The 19939-nt window shown below is 61.6% G+C and carries 18 protein-coding genes; 12 read left to right on the top strand and 6 right to left on the bottom strand.

Going from position 1 to position 19939, the window contains the following annotated elements; genetic code table 11:
- Nucleotides 1-9: 9 nt before the first annotated feature.
- From relA to NN484_RS22220, 3 genes are all read left to right on the top strand, one after another.
- Entirely contained in the window at nt 10-2253 is a 2244-nt protein-coding gene (gene relA, locus NN484_RS22230) for a GTP diphosphokinase (protein ID WP_127652303.1), read from the top strand.
- A gap of 108 nt (nt 2254-2361) precedes the next feature.
- Entirely contained in the window at nt 2362-3195 is an 834-nt protein-coding gene (mazG, locus tag NN484_RS22225) for a nucleoside triphosphate pyrophosphohydrolase (RefSeq protein WP_274657909.1), read from the top strand.
- A 26-nt stretch (nt 3196-3221) separates the two neighbouring features.
- Nucleotides 3222-3764 (top strand): DUF2058 domain-containing protein, encoded by a 543-nt coding sequence (locus NN484_RS22220; protein ID WP_007968960.1) that lies wholly within the window; start codon nt 3222-3224, stop codon nt 3762-3764.
- A gap of 154 nt (nt 3765-3918) precedes the next feature.
- On the opposite strand, the gene NN484_RS22215 is transcribed toward NN484_RS22220, so the two are convergent.
- The 6 genes from NN484_RS22215 to NN484_RS22190 form a co-directional block, all read right to left on the bottom strand.
- Nucleotides 3919-4107: a hypothetical protein gene (locus NN484_RS22215; protein WP_007957795.1), complete on the bottom strand. Its 189-nt coding sequence runs from the start codon at nt 4105-4107 to the stop codon at nt 3919-3921.
- 369 nt (nt 4108-4476) lie between these two features.
- Complete coding sequence (gene fabB / locus NN484_RS22210) at nt 4477-5697, bottom strand: beta-ketoacyl-ACP synthase I (RefSeq protein ID WP_003227152.1); 1221 nt, start codon at nt 5695-5697, stop codon at nt 4477-4479.
- A gap of 11 nt (nt 5698-5708) precedes the next feature.
- Nucleotides 5709-6224 carry a 3-hydroxyacyl-[acyl-carrier-protein] dehydratase FabA gene (gene fabA / locus NN484_RS22205; RefSeq protein ID WP_003227150.1) on the bottom strand — a complete coding sequence of 172 codons (516 nt, stop codon included), beginning with the start codon at nt 6222-6224 and terminating at the stop codon, nt 5709-5711.
- A 247-nt stretch (nt 6225-6471) separates the two neighbouring features.
- Nucleotides 6472-8376, bottom strand: a complete 1905-nt coding sequence (locus NN484_RS22200; protein WP_215502090.1) for a response regulator — start codon at nt 8374-8376, stop codon at nt 6472-6474.
- Nucleotides 8373-9305: an ABC transporter substrate-binding protein gene (locus tag NN484_RS22195; RefSeq protein ID WP_127652300.1), complete on the bottom strand. Its 933-nt coding sequence runs from the start codon at nt 9303-9305 to the stop codon at nt 8373-8375. The genes NN484_RS22200 and NN484_RS22195 overlap by 4 nt, the downstream gene beginning before the upstream one ends.
- Before the next feature lies 1 nt (nt 9306).
- Nucleotides 9307-11430, bottom strand: coding sequence for a TonB-dependent receptor plug domain-containing protein (locus NN484_RS22190; protein ID WP_274657908.1), 2124 nt, complete (start codon nt 11428-11430; stop codon nt 9307-9309).
- A gap of 196 nt (nt 11431-11626) precedes the next feature.
- Between NN484_RS22190 and NN484_RS22185 the strand changes: the two genes are divergently transcribed.
- The 9 genes from NN484_RS22185 (at nt 11627) to NN484_RS22145 (ending at nt 19654) form a co-directional block, all read left to right on the top strand.
- The gene (locus NN484_RS22185; RefSeq protein WP_215502088.1) at nt 11627-12652 is read left to right on the top strand and encodes an NAD(P)H-dependent glycerol-3-phosphate dehydrogenase; all 1026 of its coding nucleotides are present in this window, start codon (nt 11627-11629) and stop codon (nt 12650-12652) included.
- Nucleotides 12653-12670: 18 nt separating this feature from the next.
- Nucleotides 12671-13018, top strand: coding sequence for a DUF4389 domain-containing protein (locus NN484_RS22180; RefSeq protein WP_007968953.1), 348 nt, complete (start codon nt 12671-12673; stop codon nt 13016-13018).
- On the top strand, nt 13015-13467 hold the full coding sequence (gene sixA, locus NN484_RS22175; protein ID WP_215502087.1) for a phosphohistidine phosphatase SixA: 453 nt from the start codon (nt 13015-13017) through the stop codon (nt 13465-13467). Before NN484_RS22180 ends, sixA begins: the two co-directional genes overlap by 4 nt.
- 169 nt (nt 13468-13636) lie before the next feature.
- On the top strand, nt 13637-15292 hold the full coding sequence (locus NN484_RS22170) for an AMP-binding protein (protein WP_274657907.1): 1656 nt from the start codon (nt 13637-13639) through the stop codon (nt 15290-15292).
- A gap of 31 nt (nt 15293-15323) precedes the next feature.
- A complete protein-coding gene (locus NN484_RS22165) occupies nt 15324-15767 on the top strand; it encodes a hotdog fold thioesterase (protein WP_085610695.1) in 444 nt (147 codons plus the stop codon).
- 197 nt (nt 15768-15964) lie between these two features.
- Entirely contained in the window at nt 15965-16771 is an 807-nt protein-coding gene (locus NN484_RS22160) for an alpha/beta fold hydrolase (RefSeq protein WP_274657906.1), read from the top strand.
- Nucleotides 16768-17622: an alpha/beta hydrolase gene (locus NN484_RS22155; RefSeq protein WP_274657905.1), complete on the top strand. Its 855-nt coding sequence runs from the start codon at nt 16768-16770 to the stop codon at nt 17620-17622. Before NN484_RS22160 ends, NN484_RS22155 begins: the two co-directional genes overlap by 4 nt.
- A gap of 115 nt (nt 17623-17737) precedes the next feature.
- Complete coding sequence (locus tag NN484_RS22150; RefSeq protein ID WP_127652294.1) at nt 17738-18544, top strand: DUF4892 domain-containing protein; 807 nt, start codon at nt 17738-17740, stop codon at nt 18542-18544.
- A gap of 69 nt (nt 18545-18613) precedes the next feature.
- Nucleotides 18614-19654, top strand: a complete 1041-nt coding sequence (locus NN484_RS22145) for an AI-2E family transporter (RefSeq protein WP_274657904.1) — start codon at nt 18614-18616, stop codon at nt 19652-19654.
- Nucleotides 19655-19939: the final 285 nt, after the last annotated feature.

Below are 19939 nucleotides of genomic sequence, written 5' to 3'. Positions count from 1 at the left end.
TAAAGCAAGATGGTACAGGTGAGAGCACACCAGCCGATCAACACTGACGGCAGTATCAATCTCGAGGCTTGGCTCGATCATGCGGTCAGTGTCGACATGGCACTGGATCGCGAAGCCTTGAAAGAAGCCTGCGAGTTCGCTCGCGAGGCCGAACAGCAGTCCAACGCCGCGAAGAATCTGTGGGCCGAGGGCAGCGGCAGTTTCAGTACCGGTCTTGAGATCGCCGAGATCCTCGCCGACCTCAAGCTCGATCAGGACTCACTGGTCGCGGCGGTGTTGTACCGTGGCGTCCGCGAAGGCCAGATCGAGCTCGCGGCGGTCAGTCAGCGTTTCGGCCCGGTGGTGGCCAAGCTGATCGACGGCGTGCAGCGCATGGCGGCGATCAGTGCCAGTCTCAGCCCGCGTCAGTCGATGGTGATGGGGACGCAGGGCCAGGTGGAAAACCTGCGCAAGATGCTGGTGGCGATGGTCGATGACGTACGCGTCGCACTGATCAAGCTTGCCGAGCGCACCTGTGCGATCCGCGCGGTGAAAACCGCCGACGACGAGAAGCGCAACCGCGTCGCCCGGGAAGTCTTCGACATTTATGCGCCGCTCGCGCACCGCCTCGGCATCGGTCATATCAAGTGGGAACTGGAGGATTTGTCCTTCCGTTACCTGGAACCGGATCAATACAAACAGATCGCCAAACTGCTCCACGAGCGGCGGCTGGACCGTGAGCGATTCATCAGCGACGTGATGACCCAGCTCAAGGACGAATTGCAGGCCACCGGCGTCGACGCCGACATCAGCGGCCGGGCCAAACACATCTATTCGATCTGGCGCAAAATGCAGCGCAAGGGTCTGGAATTCAGTCAGATCTACGACGTGCGCGCCGTGCGCGTGCTGGTGCCGGAAATGCGCGATTGCTACACCGCGCTCGGCATCGTCCACACCCTGTGGCGGCACATTCCGAAAGAATTCGACGACTACATTGCCAACCCGAAAGAGAACGGCTACCGCTCGCTGCACACCGCCGTGATCGGTCCGGAGGGCAAGGTGCTGGAGGTGCAGATCCGCACCCACGCCATGCACGAGGAAGCCGAGCTCGGCGTGTGCGCGCACTGGCGCTACAAGGGCACCGACGTCAAGTCCGGCTCCAACCACTACGAAGAGAAAATCTCCTGGCTGCGGCAGGTGCTCGAGTGGCACGAAGAGCTGGGCGATATCGGCGGCCTGGCCGAACAGCTGCGGGTCGATATCGAACCGGACCGGGTCTACATCTTCACCCCCGACGGCCACGCCATCGACTTGCCCAAAGGCGCAACGCCGCTGGACTTCGCCTACCGCGTGCACACCGAAATCGGTCACAACTGCCGTGGCGCGAAGATCAACGGCCGGATCGTGCCGCTCAACTACAGCTTGCAGACGGGTGAACAGGTCGAGATCATCACCAGCAAGCACGGTACGCCGAGCCGCGACTGGCTGAACCCGAACCTGGGTTACGTCACGACGTCGCGGGCGCGGGCGAAGATCGTTCACTGGTTCAAGCTGCAGGCCCGTGACCAGAACGTGGCGGCCGGTAAAACCCTGATCGAACGCGAACTCAATCGCCTCGGTCTGCCGGCGGTGGATTTCGAAAAGCTGGCCGATAAGGCCAACATGAAAACCGCCGAAGACATGTTCGCCGCCCTCGGTGCCGGCGATTTGCGTCTGGCGCAACTGGTCAACCTGGCGCAGCAACTGGTCGAACCGGAACGCGGCAACGAACAGCTGGAGTTGATCCCGCGCAAGGCCACCGGCTACAAGCCGGGCAAGCGCGGCGATATCCAGATCCAGGGCGTCGGCAACCTGATGACGCAGATGGCTGGCTGCTGCCAGCCGCTGCCGGGCGACGCGATTGTCGGTTACATCACCCAGGGCCGCGGCGTGAGCATCCACCGTCAGGACTGCGCCTCGGTGCTGCAACTGGCCGGCCGCGAGCCGGAGCGGATCATCCAGGTCAGCTGGGGCCCGGTGCCGGTGCTCACCTATCCGGTGGACATCGTCATCCGCGCCTACGACCGTTCCGGTCTGCTGCGCGACGTCTCGCAGGTGCTGCTCAACGAGCGCATCAACGTGCTGGCGGTCAACACCCGTTCGAACAAAGAGGACAACACCGCGCTGATGTCCCTGACCATCGAGATCCCGGGACTGGATGCGCTGGGGCGCTTGCTGGGGCGGATTTCGCAGTTGCCGAACATCATCGAGACGCGGCGTAACCGTACCCCATAACGCGGTCCCCTGTAGGAGCTGCCGCAGGCTGCGATCTTTTGACTTTAGTTTTTAAGATCAAAAGATCGCAGCCTGCGGCAGCTCCTACACGGTTGAGTGAGATTTTGTATGTACAGCCTTGAAGACCTGCTCCACCTGATGAACCGCCTGCGCGACCCGCAGTACGGTTGCCCGTGGGACATCAAGCAAACCTACGCGACCATCGTCCCGCACACCCTCGAAGAAGCCTACGAAGTGGCCGATGCCATCGAGCGCGGCGACTTCGATCACTTGCAGGGCGAGTTGGGTGATCTGTTGTTTCAGGTCGTCTATTACAGTCAACTGGCCCGGGAAGAAGGGCGCTTCGAATTTGCCGGGGTGATCGACAGCATCACCCGCAAGCTGATCCGCCGCCATCCGCACGTATTCCCTACCGGTGATCTGTATGCGCCGCTGGATGTGCCGCGCCTGAATGAAGAACAGGTCAAGCAGCGCTGGGAGGAGATCAAGGCCGAGGAACGCGCCGAGAAATCCGCCGCGCCGCAGCAACTGTCACTGCTCGATGATGTGCCTGCCGCGTTGCCGGCGCTGTCGCGTTCGGCCAAGCTGCAGAAGCGCGCAGCGCAGGTCGGTTTCGACTGGCCGGATGCGCTGCCGGTGCTGGACAAGGTGCGTGAAGAGCTCGATGAAGTGCTCGAAGCCATGTCCGAAAACGATCCGCAAGCGGTGGCCGACGAGATCGGCGATCTGCTGTTTTCCGTGGTCAACCTGGCCCGGCACCTGAAGGTCGATCCGGAAACCGCGCTACGGGGCGCCAACGCCAAGTTCGAAAGACGTTTCCGATTTATCGAACAGGCATTGCGCGACACCCGTCGTCCCATGGAAGATTGCACCCTCGAAGAGTTGGACGCCCTGTGGGGTGAAGCCAAACGCCAGGAAAAGAATGTGCCCAGCTGCGGCTGAGCCGTTGCCCAAGTGAGTAAGCATTAATGAGCCTTTCCCTTCGCGACCAGTTGCTCAAAGCAGGCCTGGTCAACCAAAAGCAGGCCAAGCAGGTCAGCAAAGACAAGCAGAAGCAACAGCGTCTGGCCCACAAGGGGCAGGCCGAGCTGGATGATTCGCAGCAGCGCGCCGCCCAGGAAGCCATGGCCGAGAAGGTCAAGCGCGACCAGGAGCTGAACCGTCAGCAGCAAGAGAAAGCCGAGGCCAAGGCCCGTGCCGCGCAGGTCAAGCAGTTGATCGAAGTCTCGCGTCTGCCGAAGCTGACCACCGAGGACTACTACAACTTCGTCGACGACAAGAAGGTCAAGCGCATCTCGGTCAACACGCTGATGCGCAACAAGCTCAGCAGCGGCTCGCTGGCCATCGTGCACCATGCCGGCGGCTACGAAGTGATCCCCCGTGAAGCGGCCCTGAAGATCCAGGAGCGCGACCCACAGCGTATCGTCCAGCTCAACGTGCAGACCGAAGAGGTCAATGCCGAGGACGATCCGTATGCGGCCTATCAGATCCCTGACGACCTGATGTGGTAAATCGATAAAGCGGTAACAACGACAAACTGTGGCGAGGGAGCTTGCTCCCGCCGGGGCGCGAAGCGGGCCTGCTCTTTATCTTTAAAGCAGGCCTGCTGCGCAGTCCGGCGGGAGCAAGCGCCCTCGCCACATATGAATGTTCGCGTGCTGGTGATCAGGCGGATTTCAGATCCCGCTGTCGCTCTTGCAGCTCCAGTTCGGCCTTGTAGTTGTGGGCGTCGATCTCGTTGTGGAACATGCCGACCAGCAAGTCTTGTTGATGCACATCCCAGATCCGTACACCGGCGGCTACGCCTTCATGGGACATGTGTGAATCGTCGCGTTCAGTTACTTTTACAGTCATCTGCTAGCTCCAAATCTCAAGTTATCTGCAGCAAGGCGTGTGCAGGACTCTTTTATATGATTTGTTAGCTTGCTAAGTAAATGGATTATTTGTGCAAGGTGTTGTTGCGTATTTTGCAACAGTGCTGCAGCCCGCTAAATCCGCGACATTCGGTCGCAGGGGGCAAGGTTTCATGACAGAAGTTTCATTTTCGAACGCCTCGGATATCCTGTGTAGGAGCTGCCGAAGGCTGCGATCTTTTGACCCTGTTGTTCAAGGTCAAAAGATCGCAGCCTTCGGCAGCTCCTACAGGGATTTGTGCTTTCTGCAGGCCAAAAAAACGCCCCGAACCAGTCGGGGCGTTTTCATGTGCGGCTCAAGCGGGGAGAATTACTTGCCTTCCCAGCGCTTCAGTACCAGCGTGGCGTTGGTGCCGCCGAAGCCGAAGCTGTTGCTCATCACGGTGTTGATGGTGGCGTTCTCGCGGGTCTTGGTCAGCACCGGCAGATCGGCCACTTCAGGGTCCAGCTCGTCGATGTTGGCGGAACCGGCAATGAAGTTGCCTTCCATCATCAGCATGCAGTAGATCGCTTCGTGAACGCCGGCGGCGCCCAGGGAGTGACCGGACAGGCTCTTGGTCGAGCTGATCGCTGGCGCCTTGTCACCGAACACTTCACGCACACCTTTCATTTCCGCGACGTCGCCGACCGGAGTCGAGGTGCCGTGGGTGTTCAGGTAGTCGATCGGGGTGTCGACGGTGGACATTGCCATCTGCATGCAGCGGATCGCGCCTTCGCCACTCGGGGCAACCATGTCGTAGCCGTCGGACGTTGCGCCGTAGCCAACGATTTCGGCGTAGATCTTGGCTCCACGGGCCAGAGCGTGTTCCAGCTCTTCAACCACGACCATGCCGCCACCGCCAGCGATGACGAAACCGTCACGGTCGGCGTCGTAGGCGCGGGAGGCTTGTTCCGGGGTGTCGTTGCGCTTGCTGGACAGGGCGCCCATGGCGTCGAACAGGAACGACTGGCTCCAGTGCTCTTCTTCACCGCCACCGGCGAAGACGATGTCCTGCTTGCCCATCTGGATCTGTTCCATGGCGGTACCGATGCAGTGAGCACTGGTGGCGCAGGCAGAAGCGATGGAGTAGTTCAGGCCCTTGATCTTGAACGGAGTGGCCAGGCACGCGGAAACGGTGCTGCTCATGGTCCGCGTGACGCGGTATGGGCCAACGCGCTTCACGCCTTTCTCGCGCAGGATGTCCAGCGCTTCCATCTGGTTCAGGGTCGACGCGCCACCCGAGCCGGCGATCAGGCCGGTACGCGGGTTGGACACTTGCTCTTCGGTCAGGCCGGAGTCAGCGATGGCGTCTTTCATGGCCAGGTAGGCGTAAGCCGCTGCGTGGCCGACGAAACGATAGATCTTGCGATCGATCAGTTCTTCAAGGTTGAGGTCGATGGAGCCGGAAACCTGGCTACGCAGACCCATTTCAGCATATTCCGGGTTGAACCGGATGCCAGGGCGGCTTGCACGCAGGTTAGCGGAGACGGTCTCTTTGTCATTGCCCAGGCACGAAACAATGCCCAGACCAGTGATAACGACGCGGCGCATGCGAATAACCCTTAGAAGTTGTCAGTGGAGGTGAACACGCCGACGCGAAGGCCTTCGGCGGTGTAGATTTCGCGACCGTCGACAGTCACCGAACCATCGGCAATGGCCAGGTTCAGCTTGCCCTTGAGGACGCGTTTGATATGAATGTTGTAGGTGACTTTCTTGGCGGTCGGCAGGACCTGGCCGAAGAATTTCACTTCGCCCGAACCCAGCGCACGGCCGCGGCCCGGCAAGCCTTGCCAGCCCAGGAAGAAGCCGACCAGTTGCCACATGGCGTCCAGACCCAGGCAGCCCGGCATCACCGGATCGCCTTCGAAGTGGCACGCGAAGAACCACAGGTCAGGGTTGATATCCAGCTCGGCGACCAATTCACCTTTGCCGTACTTGCCGCCTTCTTCGCTGATCAGGGTGATGCGATCCACCATCAGCATGTTCGGGGCGGGCAGTTGCGCGTTACCTGGGCCGAACAGCTCACCGCGACTGCAGCGCAGCAGGTCTTCCCGAGTAAAGGCGTTTTGTTTGGTCATGCGAGCTCCTCAATAATCCCATGCGGCAGGTGGGGCAAATCTTCCCGGCCGATCGACGCGTTCATGCCTCGTACCGGCAGCCTACTCATAGACTATTGCGTTGTGGTGAAAGTCACAGCACCAAGGACATGAATGTACACTTGTGCACTGAAATTTTTATTCAAGCCTCTTTTGAGGCTTGTTCGGGTGCCTAAGACTGCCGCACTTTCGCTTTTCACGCCAGTCGCAGATGGTCGAAAAACCGTCACTACTGCACCCAGCGCTGCAGAATCTGTTGTAGGTCATTGCGTTTGAACGGCTTCGCCAGATAATCGTTCATGCCTGCCGACAGGCAAGTTTCGCGGTCGCCCTGTAGCGCGTTAGCGGTCAGCGCGATGATCGGCACATCAGCGCGTCCGGGCAGCAGCCGGATCTGCCGGGTCGCCTCGTAACCGTCAATGATCGGCAGACGGCAGTCCATCAGAATCACTTCGAAATCATTACCTTCGGCGCTGCGTATGGCCTGCGCGCCATCGGTGGCGACGCTGACCGTAAAGCCCAGGCTGCGCAACATCGCTTCGATGACGGTCTGGTTGACCGGGTTGTCCTCCACCAGCAGCACCTTGCGCCCCTCGCCATGCCCGTTGCCGCTGGCTGCGCGCGGTGCTGCCAGTTGCGGCAACGTCTGCTTATATAAAGCCAGCGGGATTTCCAGGGTGAACACCGATCCCAGACCTTCTTCACTTTGCGCACGCAACGTCCCGCCCATGCGTTCGGCCAGGGTGCGGGCGATCGGCAAGCCGAGGCCGGTGCCGCCATAGCGCCGGGAAATCGAACTGTCAGCTTGCTGGAAAGCGTTGAACATCAACTCCAGACTTTCCGACGAAATCCCGATGCCGCTGTCGCGTACCGAACAGGTGAACCACAGCAGTTCGTGATCCAGCGACTGCCATTGCGCCTCGATGCTGACTCGGCCGCGCTCGGTGAACTTCAAGGCGTTGCCCACCAGGTTGACCAGAATCTGCCGGATCCGCGTCGGGTCGCCTTGCACCTGCAAGCCGCGCATGTCCTCGGGAATCCGCAGGTTCAGGGCCAGTCCACGTTGCACCGCACTGTGCTGGAACGACTGGGCGCAAGCGCCGATCAGGTCGGCGAGGTTGAACGGGATGTGCTCCAGTTCCAGCTCCGAGCGCTCGATCCGCGAGAAGTCGAGAATATCGTTGATGACTTTCAGCAAATGCTCGGTGGACTCCGAGGCGAGCGCTGCGTACTCGATCTGCTCCTCGGTCATGTCCGTGGTTTCCAGCAACTGCAACATGCCGAGCACGCCGTTCATGGGCGTGCGCAGTTCGTGGCTCATCATCGCGAGGAAATCGGATTTGGCGTTGTTGGCCTTCTCTGCTTCCTCGCGGGTCTGGATCAGTTGCGCCATCGCCTGATGCTGTTCGCGGCTGGCTTGCTCCAGAGCCTGGGCGAGGTTGTTGATGTGTTGCGACAGGGCACCCAATTCCGTGTCATCGACGATCGGCAGCGGGGTCTTGTAGTCGCCTTGCTGAATTGCCTTGACCGCGTTGCCGATATCGCGGATCGGCGCCGACAGACTGCCGGCCAGACGCCGCGCCAGAACAAAAGTGAAGAGCAGGGCGAACAACGCCAGAATCCCGGCCTTGAACAGAATTTCCTGCTGGCGCTGACTGAAGGCATCGTTGGACAGACCGACGATCACCCGGCCCAGATAATCCTCGCTGGTTACGTTGTTGCTGGCTTTGGCGTCGTGGAAAAAATCGCTGTTGAGGGCGATCCGCTGCAGGCGCACCGGGGCCTGGAACACCTCGACCTGATGCGGTCGGTTGTGCGCATCGGCGGCTTGTTCAACGTAGGCCAGGATCCGGTTGGCACTGTCCTGTACCTCGATAAAGCGCACGTTCGGTGTAGCCAGGGTGGCTTTGAGCAGGCTTTCCAGCACGTCGTTGTTGCCGGAAATCACCCCGTACTCGGTGGCCGGGGCCAGTTGATTGGCGATCAGTTGCCCGGTGTGATTGAGCTCCTGGCGCAAATCCTGGATCCGCACGAAGGTAAAGAAACTGATCAGCAACAGCGTGAGCAGCAGTGCAGGGCCCAGGCTGATCAATTGCGTGCGGGTATTGATGTCCCAGCGACGACGCAGATTCATGGATGGCTTTCTCCTTCAGCCAACTGGCGGGCAACAGACGTTTCATCGATTGGCTCGATACCCAGGGAACGAGCGACCTGCGCATTACTTGAAACTTTAAAACGTTCGGGATAGAGCGTTCGCGGCCAAGTGGCTGGCTGGCGGTCGAGCAATTCGTCGAGGATGGCCAGCCAATCGGGCTGATCGCTGTACGTGCTGGCCAGGCTACCGGCACGGACAAACGCCGCGTTCGGCCCGACCAGTGCGATCTGCCGGGAGTAGCTGCTGAGCAGCAGGTTCTTCGCGGTTTTCGGGTTGTACAGGTCGGGGTCGTCGAGGCCCAGCAGCACGTCACTGTTTTTCAGCACTGCCTGCAACGGGCGGCTGTCCTGGGTGTTGTCCCAGCGCTGGCTGACGATTTGCAGGTGCAACGGCGCGGCGGCCAGTTGCAGCTCCTTGAGCAGGAACTCGCTGTGTTGATCGAACAGCACGCCGACTCGCCGCGCCTGCGGCAGAATCCGCTGAATCAATTTCAGCTGCCGCCCCAGCGGTGGATCGCTCCACAGCAGACTCAGGTGCGCCGGTTGCGCGGCGCCCAAGCGCTGCCGGGCTTGCAGGCGGCTGATGCGCAGCACCAGCGTTGCCGGCCCCTGAGGTTCCTTAAGGCGCCAGTCGAGACTGGGCAGGTCGAGCAGAATCATCCGCAGATTGCTCGGCAACTTGCCCGGTGCCGGCAGGCTGGCCAGAGGCTGGAAGCGCACGTTGTCGGTGGGGCGCAGTTCGCTCAGGGCCTGGACGAAGGCCTGCACCCCGGGACTTTCTTCGGCGCCGGTCAACAGAATATCGGCGGCCTGCACCGCCACGCCGTGCAGCCACGCGGTCAAAAACAGACAGGCACCGGCCAGCCAGTGGCCAAGGGTTGGCGTCTTGTTTGTCGTGCCGTAGCGCACCTTAGAACTCCAGCTCGGCGCTGAAGTACATCACCCGGCGTTCGTCGTAGTTGTTGTCGACGAAGGTGGTCGGCTCGTTGTCGAGCCGCTGTTGCAGCACGCCGGCCAATTGCAGTTGGGCCTTGCCCAGAGCGATGCGTTTGGCGATGCGCGTGTCGACCCGTTCGAAACGGTAACCGTTGAGGGCGTTGTCGCCGTAATAGAAGAGGGCGCTGTTCCAGCCGTGACCCCAATCGCGCAGCCAACCGGCGGAGCCGCTGTTGCGCGAGGTGAATTGCTGATCCAGCGGATTGCTCGCCTCGGCGTCGACGAAGGCGTAGGTGAAGCGCAGGCGATCGCGCATGCTCACGCGCCAGTCGAGCTGGGTTTCGGTGCCGCGAAAGCGCGAGCTGTTGGCGTTGCTGGCGATGTATTGGTTGTTGCGCAGCGGCTCGCTGATCATCCCGGTGATTTCGTCGTAGAACAGTTTTACATCGACCGCCAGGCCCAGCTCGGCGAAATAGCCGTTGTAGCCCAGCTCGCGTGAGCGCATGTGCTCCTGATCGAGATCGCCCGGGCCACGGGTCTTGACGAAGTAGCGGGCCGAGGACTGACCGTAGGCCGAGGGCCGCAGGTTGCTCACCTGATAGCTCCAGTTGACGTTGTTCTCGAACATGTCCGGCGAGCGGATCGCCTCCGAGTACACCGCGCGCAGGCCGTGGCGCGGGTTGATCAGGTAGTTGACCGCAAAGCGCGGCGTCAGCGAACTGCCGATCAATTGGGTGTTTTCGAACATTGCGCCGCCCTGCAGCAGCCAGTGTTCACTGGCGCGCCACTCCAGTTGGCCGAACGCACGCCAGGTGGTGTCGTCCAGCGTGCCGTTGAAGTAGGTCTCGGAATCGGCCCGGTCGTAACGATAGTTCATGCCGCTGACCAGCCGCAGACTGTCGGACAGGCTGAGAGTGTCCTGCAGTTCGAGGTCGTAGCGCGACTCCCGGGCGCTCTGGTCGATGTCGCCGCACAGGGTCTGGCTGGCACCGTTGCGCCACTGATCCAGCACCTGATTGGCCAAGGCCATTTCCTGTGGCGTGCCAGCCTCCGGGCCGGGGCCGGTGAAGCGGGTGATGTTGCGCGCCAGGCGTTCGGTGTAGTTCGGGTTGAGCTGCCACAGCTGCGTCAGCTGTGGGCTGAACGACACTTCGGCATCGCAGGCGCGCCACACCTGTTGACGGTCCCAGTGCTGGGCCGAGCCTTGTACATAAAGGCTGTGTTGCGGATTGATGTCGAGATTCCAGCGCACCGAGCCGGCGTAATCCTTGGCGACCACGTCGGAATTGTTCCCGGCAGCGGTAATCCCCGAGAACACCGGGTGGTAGGTGTAGGGCCGCTGATTGGTGCCGTCCTTCGCGTTGACCTGCCAGTCGAGGCTCTGGTTGTCGCTCAGGGTCTGGCTGACGGCGAGGCTGAAGCGGTTCAAGCGGCGGCTGTCGCGATAATCGGCGCCGGTGCGGTCGCTGTCGAAGCCATCATCTTCCTGGCCGGACAGCGACAGGCGCAGATCGCCGCCATTCCAGCCGGTGCCCTGGCTGGCATAGAAGTCGTTGATGCCGCGCTGGCCACGGGTGTACTTCAGCCGCGTGCCGTGGCTGTCTGCCGGGTTGCGGGTGATGATGTTGACCACCGCCATCAGCGCGTTGGCGCCGTAGCTGACAGTGTTCGGCCCACGGAAAACCTCGATCCGCTCGATGTCTTCCATGGCCACCGGAATGTCGCTCCAGTCCACCGTGGCGAGACCCGCGCGGTACACCGAACGGCCATCGATCAGCACCTGCATGCGCCGCGCCTGGCTGGCATTGGTCCCGTGATAATTGACCGCCGCCTGATTGCCGTTGATGTTGCCGACCATCATCCCCGGCACCAGGCGCAGCAGTTCGCTGATGTCCCGGGCGCCGCTGGCGTTGATCAGTTCACTGTCGAGTACGGTCATGCTCCCCGGCACTTCCGCCGGTGTCTGTTTCAGGCGCGTGGCCGTCAGCACCTGCGGCAGCGTTTCGCTGTCGACAAACAGGTCGTCCGCCTGCAACACCGGGCTGAATAGCAGCGCCAGCAACAGGGACGAACGCAAGGGGGGAGAAGCAAAAGACACGACACAGCCTTGATCACAAAGATTTGGCGCGCATGTTAACCGAGGACAGCGACTTTTCCAGTCACGATGCGGGCATTTTCCTCGGTTTTATCGGTCTTCTTCCTACAAGTGCCGGTAATTGACGCAGGGGCTGGCCGCGACCCGGTCGCCCCGTATAATGCCGGCATCGCCACTGGTATGGATTAACGGATTGCATATGACTGAACAGCGCCCGATTGCGGTCCTGGGAGGCGGAAGTTTTGGTACCGCCGTGGCCAATCTATTGGCCGAGAACGGCCATCAAGTCCGGCAGTGGATGCGTGACCCCGAGCAGGCCGAGGCCATCCGGGTCAATCGCGAGAACCCGCGTTACCTCAAAGGCATCAAGATTCTGCCGGGGGTGACCGCCGTCACTGACCTGCAAGCGACCCTCGACGCCTGCGAGCTGTGCTTCGTCGCGCTGCCATCGAGCGCCCTGCGCGCGGTGCTGGCCGCCCACGCCGAACGTCTGAGCGGCAAGATGCTGGTCAGCCTGACCAAGGGCATCGAAGCCCACACGTTCAAACTGATGAGCCAGATCCTCGAAGAGATCGCCCCGCAGGCGCGCATCGGCGTGCTGTCCGGGCCGAACCTGGCGCGGGAGATCGCCGAGCACGCGCTGACCGCCACCGTGGTCGCCAGCGAGGACGAAGACCTGTGCAAACAGGTGCAGGCTGCGCTGCATGGTCGCACCTTCCGCGTTTATGCCAGCGCCGATCGTTTCGGTGTCGAACTGGGCGGCGCACTGAAAAACGTCTACGCGATCATCGCCGGCATGGCGGTGGCGCTGAACATGGGCGAAAACACCAAGAGCATGCTGATCACTCGCGCCTTGGCCGAGATGACCCGCTTTGCGGTGAATCAGGGCGCCAATCCCATGACCTTCCTCGGTCTGGCCGGGGTCGGTGATTTGATCGTCACGTGCTCGTCACCGAAGAGCCGCAACTATCAGGTCGGGTTTGCCCTCGGTCAGGGCTTGAGCCTTGATGAGGCGGTGTCGCGTCTGGGCGAAGTCGCCGAAGGGGTGAACACCCTGAAAGTGCTCAAGGCCAAGTCCCAGGAGGCCGGCGTGTACATGCCGCTGGTCGCCGGGCTGCACGCGATTCTGTTCGAAGGACGCACGCTGGAGCAGGTGATCGGTCTACTGATGCGTGCCGAGCCGAAAACCGACGTCGACTTTATTTCCACCAGCGGTTTCAACTGATTCAACAGGAAGCGAGCCATGAACGATCCGAAAACCGAAGCCAAGTACGAATCCATTCTCCTGCGGGTGCTGTGGATGATCGTCTACGTGCTGGTCTGGCAAGTGGCGCAGTTTATCCTTGGCGCGGTGGTGCTGGTGCAACTGATCTATCGTTTGATTTATGGCGCCCCGAGCGCCAGCCTGATGAATTTCGGCGACAGCCTGAGCCAGTTCCTGGCGCAGATCGGCCGTTTCGGCAGTTTTCACAGCGACCAGAAACCGTGGCCGTTCGCCGACTGGCCAACCCCGCGTGCCCCGGAAGGGGAAGCGCCGCACGCCGTGCCGCCGGCACCGCATCCGGCCCGAGATGAGGAACCCAAGCTATGAAACTCTGGGTATTGCGTCACGGTGAGGCCGAGCCCTATGGCTCGCGCCCCGACTCCGAGCGGGAGCTGACCGAACACGGCCGCAAGGAAGCCTTGAGCAGCGCCGCCCGGTTGATGGGCAAACCGTTGACGGCGATCTACGCCAGCCCTTATCTGCGTGCGCAACAGACCGCGCAGATTGTCCGCGAGGCATTGGGGTTCGAGCCGGAGATTCGCACCGTCGAATGGCTGACCCCGGAGACCGATCCGGACAAGGTCACCGATCAACTGGTGTCGGTGAGCAATGTGTTGCTGGTCAGCCACAACCCGCTGGTGGGCAATCTGCTGAGCTATCTGCAACATGGCGCCGGGTATCCGCCGGAGAAGGTCAGCACGGCGGGCCTGGCCGAGCTGGAAAGCCCTGAGCTGCTGATCGGCTCTATGAAACTCAACAGCCTCAAGCACCCTTAAAAACAAAAGATCGCAGCCTTCGGCAGCTCCTACATGGGAATGCGTTCCCCCTGTAGGAGCTGCCGAAGGCTGCGATCTTTTGATCTTGTTTCTTTTGGTAAAAAATCCAACCAAGCACTTGCTTGGTTGACTACGCTTGCTCCAGACCCAAAAAACAGGAGCGAGTCGCATGTCTGCCGCCTTCCGTTTACCGCTGGACGTGTTTTACGAACGTGAGGCCCGGCACCCGCGCCAGCGTTTTCTCGTGCAGCCCATCGGCGGCGGGCAGGTCGAGACCCTGACCTGGGCCGATGTCGGCCACCAGGCCCGTTGCGCCGCGCATTGGCTGCGCGCCCGGGAATTGCCGCAAGGCAGCCACATCGCGCTGATCTCGAAAAACTGCGCGCACTGGATCATCGCCGATCTGGCGATCTGGATGGCCGGGCACGTGTCGGTGCCGCTGTATCCCAACCTCACGGCAGACTCAGTGAATCAGGTCCTCACGCATTCGGATAGCGTGCTGGCGTTCATCGGCAAGCTCGATGACTGGCCCGGGATGTCGGCCGGTGTGCCAACGGACTTGCCAACCATCAGCCTGCCGTTGCATCCGCCCGGCACGTTCGATTTCAGTTGGGACGACCTGCAGAAGCGCTCGCCGATCCAGGACGACCCGCGCCCGGCGGGCGAGCAACTGGCAACCATCATCTACACCTCCGGCACCACCGGGTTGCCCAAGGGCGTGATGCACAGCTTTGCCAATCTGGGGTTTGCCACGACGCATGGCACGCAGTTGTTCGGCCTCAACGAGAACGACCGGCTGCTGTCGTACCTGCCGCTGTGCCATGTCGCCGAACGAATGTTCGTTGAACTGGCCTCAATCTATACCGGGCAAACCGTGTTCTTTGCCGAAAGCCTCGACACCTTCATCACCGATCTGCAACGGGCGCGGCCCACCGCGATGTTCGGCGTGCCGCGAATCTGGACCAAATTCCAGATGGGCGTGTACGGCAAGATCCCGGCCAAACGCCTGGATTTCCTGTTGGGCCTGCCGTGGATTGGCAAGCGGGTAGGGCACAAAGTGTTGGCCGGGTTGGGGCTCGATGCGCTGCGCGTCGCCCTGTCTGGTGCCGCGCCAGTGCCACAGACCCTGCTCAGTTGGTATCAGAAGCTCGGCCTCGATGTGCTGGAGGTCTATGGCATGACCGAGAGTTGCGGCTACTCGCACATCTGCCTGCCGGGCCAATACAAACAGGGCTGGATCGGCAAGCCGTGCCCGGAGGTCGAAGTGCGTATCGACGAGTCCGGCGAGGTGCAGGTGCGCAGTCAGGCGAACATGCTCGGCTATTTCAAGGAGCCGCAGAAAACCGCCGAAACCCTGACCGAAGACGGCTTCCTGCGTACCGGCGACAAGGGCGAACAGGACGCCGAGGGGCGCTTGCGCCTGACCGGGCGGCTCAAGGAAATCTTCAAGACCAGCAAAGGCAAATACGTGGCCCCGGCGCCGATTGAAAACCGCCTGGCGGTGCATTCGCGGATCGAGCAGGTCTGTGTGGTGGGCGATGGTCTGAGTGCGCCGCTGGGCTTGTGTGTGCTCTCGAACGTCAATCAGGAGGAGGCGCGGGCGAGTCTGCATTCGAGCCTGGAGAAGCTGCTGGAAGAGGTCAACGCCGTACTCGACAAGCACGAACGCCTGCGACGGCTGGTGGTGGTCAAGGACAGTTGGGCGGTGGAAAACGGCTTTCTCACGCCGACATTGAAGATCAAGCGCAACGTCATCGAAGACACCTACGGCGCGCGCTTTGAAGAATGGAGCGCGCGCAGCGAGGCGGTGCTGTGGCAGGATTGAGTGACGATCAAAACAACAAAGGAAGCCTGCGATGACCTTGTGGCGCACCACTCCGAACATCGAGCAGTTGAACGCAATCCAGAAAAACACCATCGGCGAAGTGCTGGATATCCGCTTTGAAGCCTTCGACGAAGAGTCGCTGACGGCGAGCATGGTCATCGACCACCGCACCCACCAGCCTTACGGCCTGCTGCATGGCGGCGCCTCGGTGGTGCTGGCGGAAACTGTCGGCTCGATGGCCAGCTACCTGTGCATCGATGCCAGCAAGTTCTATTGCGTGGGGCTGGAGATCAACGCCAACCACTTGCGCGGCTTGCGCAGCGGACGGGTGACGGCGGTGGCCAAACCGATTCATATCGGCCGCACCACGCATGTCTGGGATATCCGCCTGACCAGCGATGAAGGCAAGGCCAGCTGCGTCTCGCGCCTGACCATGGCGGTGGTGCCACTGGGCGAGCAGCCGCCGGCACGTTGAGGATCCATAAGATCATAAGATCGCAGCCTGCGGCAGACGCCTACAGGGTACATATCTCAATGTAGGAGCTGCCACAGGCTGCGATCTTTTGCTTTTCGCGACATCTCCACCACCCTTTCTGGCAGTTATGGTCATTGCTGATACCGCCGCTCTTGCGGACAATCAGCGGCATGTTTTCCGCTCATGGATTTACCGGCATGTCGCAACCGATCTTTTTCACCCACGCCAACGGGTTTCCCTCGGGCACCTATGGCAAGTTGTTCGCGGCGCTGGCGCCCGAGTACCGGGTCGCGCATCTGGAAGTGCATGCCCATGACCCGCGTTTCCCGGCGGACGACAACTGGTACAACCTCGTCGACGAACTGATCCACCATTTGCAGCAACAGGATCAACCGGTGTGGGGCGTCGGCCACTCTTTTGGCGGCGTATTGCACCTGCACGCAGCGCTGCGTTGCCCTGAGCTGTATCGCGGTGTGGTGATGCTCGATTCGCCGGTACTGACCCGTACTGACCGATGGGTGATCCGCGCGGCCAAGCGCTTCGGGTTCATCGACAAGCTGACCCCCGCCGGCCGCACGCTCGGCCGCCGCGAAGAGTTTGCCGACCTCGACAGTGCGCGCCGCTACTTTGCCGGCAAGAGCCTGTTTCGCGGTTTCGATCCGGAGTGCTTCGACGCCTACCTGCATCACGGTTTGCACCAGGTCGGCGACAAGTTGCGACTGCGCTTCGATCCGGCCACCGAAATCAGCATCTATCGCGGCGTGCCGCACACCAGCCCGGGCCGCACCCGGCAACTGAAAGTGCCGCTGGCGGTGGTGCGCGGGCACAAGAGCCGCGTGGTGATGCGTCATCACGGCAGTTTCGTTTCGCGCTTGCCGCAGGGTGAATTGCTGAGTATTCCGGGCGGGCACATGTTTCCCCTGGAGCGTCCGCAGGACACCGCGCGCCTGTTGAAGAATCTGTTCAACCGCTGGGAAGGTCGTCAGGACAAGGACTGCGCATGAACCCGACCTTCGAAGAAGTGCGTCTGAGCCTGCCGCATATCGAACTGGCGGCGCATTTGTTCGGTCCCGAAGACGGTCTGCCGGTGATTGCCCTGCATGGCTGGCTCGACAACGCCAACAGCTTTGCGCGGCTGGCGCCCAAGCTCAAAGGCTTGCGCATCATTGCCCTGGACATGGCCGGGCACGGTCACTCCGGGCATCGCCCGAATGGTGCCGGCTATGCGTTGTGGGACTACGCCCACGACGTGTTGCAGGTCGCCGAACAACTGGGCTGGAAGCGCTTCGGCCTGCTCGGGCATTCGATGGGCGCCATCGTTTCGCTGGTGCTGGCCGGTTCGTTGCCGGAGCGCATCAGCCATCTGGCGTTGATCGACGGGGTGATTCCGCCTACGGACAAAGGCGAAAACGCCGCCGAGCGCATGGGCATGGCCCTGCAGGCGCAACTGGACCTGCGCGAAAAGCGCAAACCGGTCTACAACACCCTCGACCGCGCCATCGAAGCGCGGATGAAAGGCCTGGTGGCGGTCAGTCGCGAAGCCGCCGAACTGCTGGCGCAACGCGGGCTGATGCCGGTGCCCGGCGGTTATACCTGGCGCACCGACAATCGCCTGACCCTGCCATCGCCGCTGCGCCTGACGCAGGAACAGGCCATGGCCTTCGTCCAGCGCATCAGCTGCCCGGCGCAACTGGTGGTCGCTGCCGACGGCATGCTGGCCAAACATCCGGAGTTGCTGGAGCGTCTACCCTTTAGCCAGGAACAGCTGGCGGGCGGGCACCATTTGCACCTGAACGATGAGTCCGGTGCCGACCTTGTCGCAGACTGTTTCAATCGCTTCTTCGCCATTCCTTGACTTGCACCGGGCAACTGTCGAGGCTGGGCGGGTTGAAATGGGAGACAAACACGATGGATTTCTATACCGCTGCGACCCCGACCCGCCAAGCCATGCCGATCCGATGAGCCTGACTATGCGGTCACTCAGTCTGTTGGCGCTGTGCTGTTTCAGTCCCGTTCTATTCGCTGCCGATGTGCCGGGCAGCCAGGATCTGCAGATCGTGCCGCGTCTGGCCGATGCGCAGATCGTCGACTATCGGCCTCCCGTCGAGCTTGAACGAATCTACCCGCTGGGTTCGATCCGCAAGATCAGCGGCCAGTTACGCTTCGACGGCCAGGTCACCGCGCGCGGCCAGACCACCTCGGTAACTTACGAGTTGCCACCGGAGCACGCCGCCACCGAAGCCTTCACGGCTGCCCGTGAAGCCCTGCAAAAACAGGGCGCCGAGTTGCTGTTCTGGTGTCAGGCTCGCGACTGCGGCGAAAGCAGCCTGTGGGCCAACGAGGTGTTCGGCAATTCCAAGCTGTACGGTGCCGACGAGCAACAGGCCTATCTGCTGTTGCGCCTGGCCGCCCCCAAGGACAACACCCTGGTGGCGCTCTACAGCATCACCCGAGGCAATCGCAAAGCCTATCTGCATGTCGAGCAGTTCGAGGCGACCGCGCCACTGGGTGAGCTGCTGCCGACCTCGGCCACGCTGTTGCGTCAGCTCAAGAGCACTGGCGAGCTGAACCTGCCGAAACTGAATGGCGACCCGGATGACACCTGGCTGCGGTTGATTTCCCGTGGCTTGAACCTCGATACCACCTTGCGGGTGACGATTTCCGGGCCGAAGGCTGAGGCCTGGCGCCAGGCACTGATCGGGCAAGGCGTGCGTGCGGCGCGGATGGAGGCGGGGAGTGCCGACAGCGCGGGCCTGCGCATCGATCTGTTGCGATAAGCTGTATCGGGCGAGCACGCGTGGCGCGTTCGCCTACTCTTTGACGGACTGACTTTTTCGAGACCTTACATGCTCAATAACGATCGGCTGTTGGTGCAAATCCTCCTGCTGGTGCTGTTTGGTGCCAGCCTGTGGGTGATGGCGCCGTTCTGGTCGGCGCTGTTCTGGGGCGCGGTGCTGGCGTTTGCCAGCTGGCCGCTGATGCGTCTGCTGACCCGTTGGCTCAATGGGCGCGAATCACTGGCCGCAGGCATTTTGACCCTGGGCTGGATGTTGCTGGTGGCGGCACCGCTGGTGTGGTTGGGGTTCAACCTGGCCGATCATGTGCGCGATGCCACGGCGTTCATCAAGGATGTGCAGGTCGACGGTCTGCCGGAAGCGCCGGTCTGGCTCGGCAGCGTGCCGTTGGTGGGTGAGCGGCTGGTCGGCATCTGGAACAGCATCGATCAGCAGGGCGCGGCGCTGATGGTGTCGATCAAGCCGTATCTGGGGCAGGTCGGGAACTGGTTGCTGGCGCGCAGTGCGCAGATCGGCGGCGGCATTCTCGAGCTGACCCTGAGCATTGTCTTCGTGTTCTTTTTCTATCGCGACGGGCCGCGCCTGGCGGCGTTCGTGCACGGTCTGCTGCAGCGGCTGATCGGCGAGCGTGCCGGGTATTACATCGAGCTGGTGGCCGGCACCGTGCAGCGGGTGGTCAACGGGGTGATCGGGACCGCAGCGGCGCAGGCGATTCTGGCGTTGATCGGGTTTTTGATTGCCGGGGTGCCGGGGGCTTTGGTGCTGGGGATCGTGACCTTCCTGTTGAGCCTGATTCCGATGGGGCCACCGTTGGTGTGGATTCCGGCCACGGCCTGGCTGGCGTGGAAGGGTGAGTATGGGATGGCGGTGTTTCTCGGGATCTGGGGGACGTTCATCATCAGTGGCGTGGATAACGTGTTGAAGCCTTATCTGATCAGCCGGGGCGGGAATCTGCCGTTGGTGATTGTGTTGCTTGGGGTGTTTGGCGGGTTGATTGCGTTTGGGTTTATCGGGTTGTTTATTGGGCCTACGCTGTTGGCGGTGGCTTATAGTTTGTTGACGGATTGGAGCAAGAGTCAGGCTCGGGTTTAGGTTGGGCGGGGATGCTTTGACTTGGCGGCCTTTGGGCCGACCATGTTCTTGGGGTTGGGGTGAATATCCGTTGCTTCGGGTGTTGCGGCTGGCGGTTTCGCCCTTACGGCGAGTCACTTTTTCCAGACGCCGGAATGCCGGCCCAGCGAAAAAATAACCCAAAAGGCTTGCCCCAACGTTCGGCCCTCGCCGTGGCTCGGGTTCCTTCGCTCCGGGATCCATCCGGGGGCATCGCCTACGGTTTGCTTCGCTGCACCTCCTCTCGATGTGTTCGACTTCGTCGAA

This window comes from Pseudomonas serboccidentalis (assembly GCF_028830055.1).
GTDB lineage: Bacteria > Pseudomonadota > Gammaproteobacteria > Pseudomonadales > Pseudomonadaceae > Aquipseudomonas > Aquipseudomonas serboccidentalis.
This window is presented reverse-complemented; position numbering and strand designations above follow the sequence as displayed.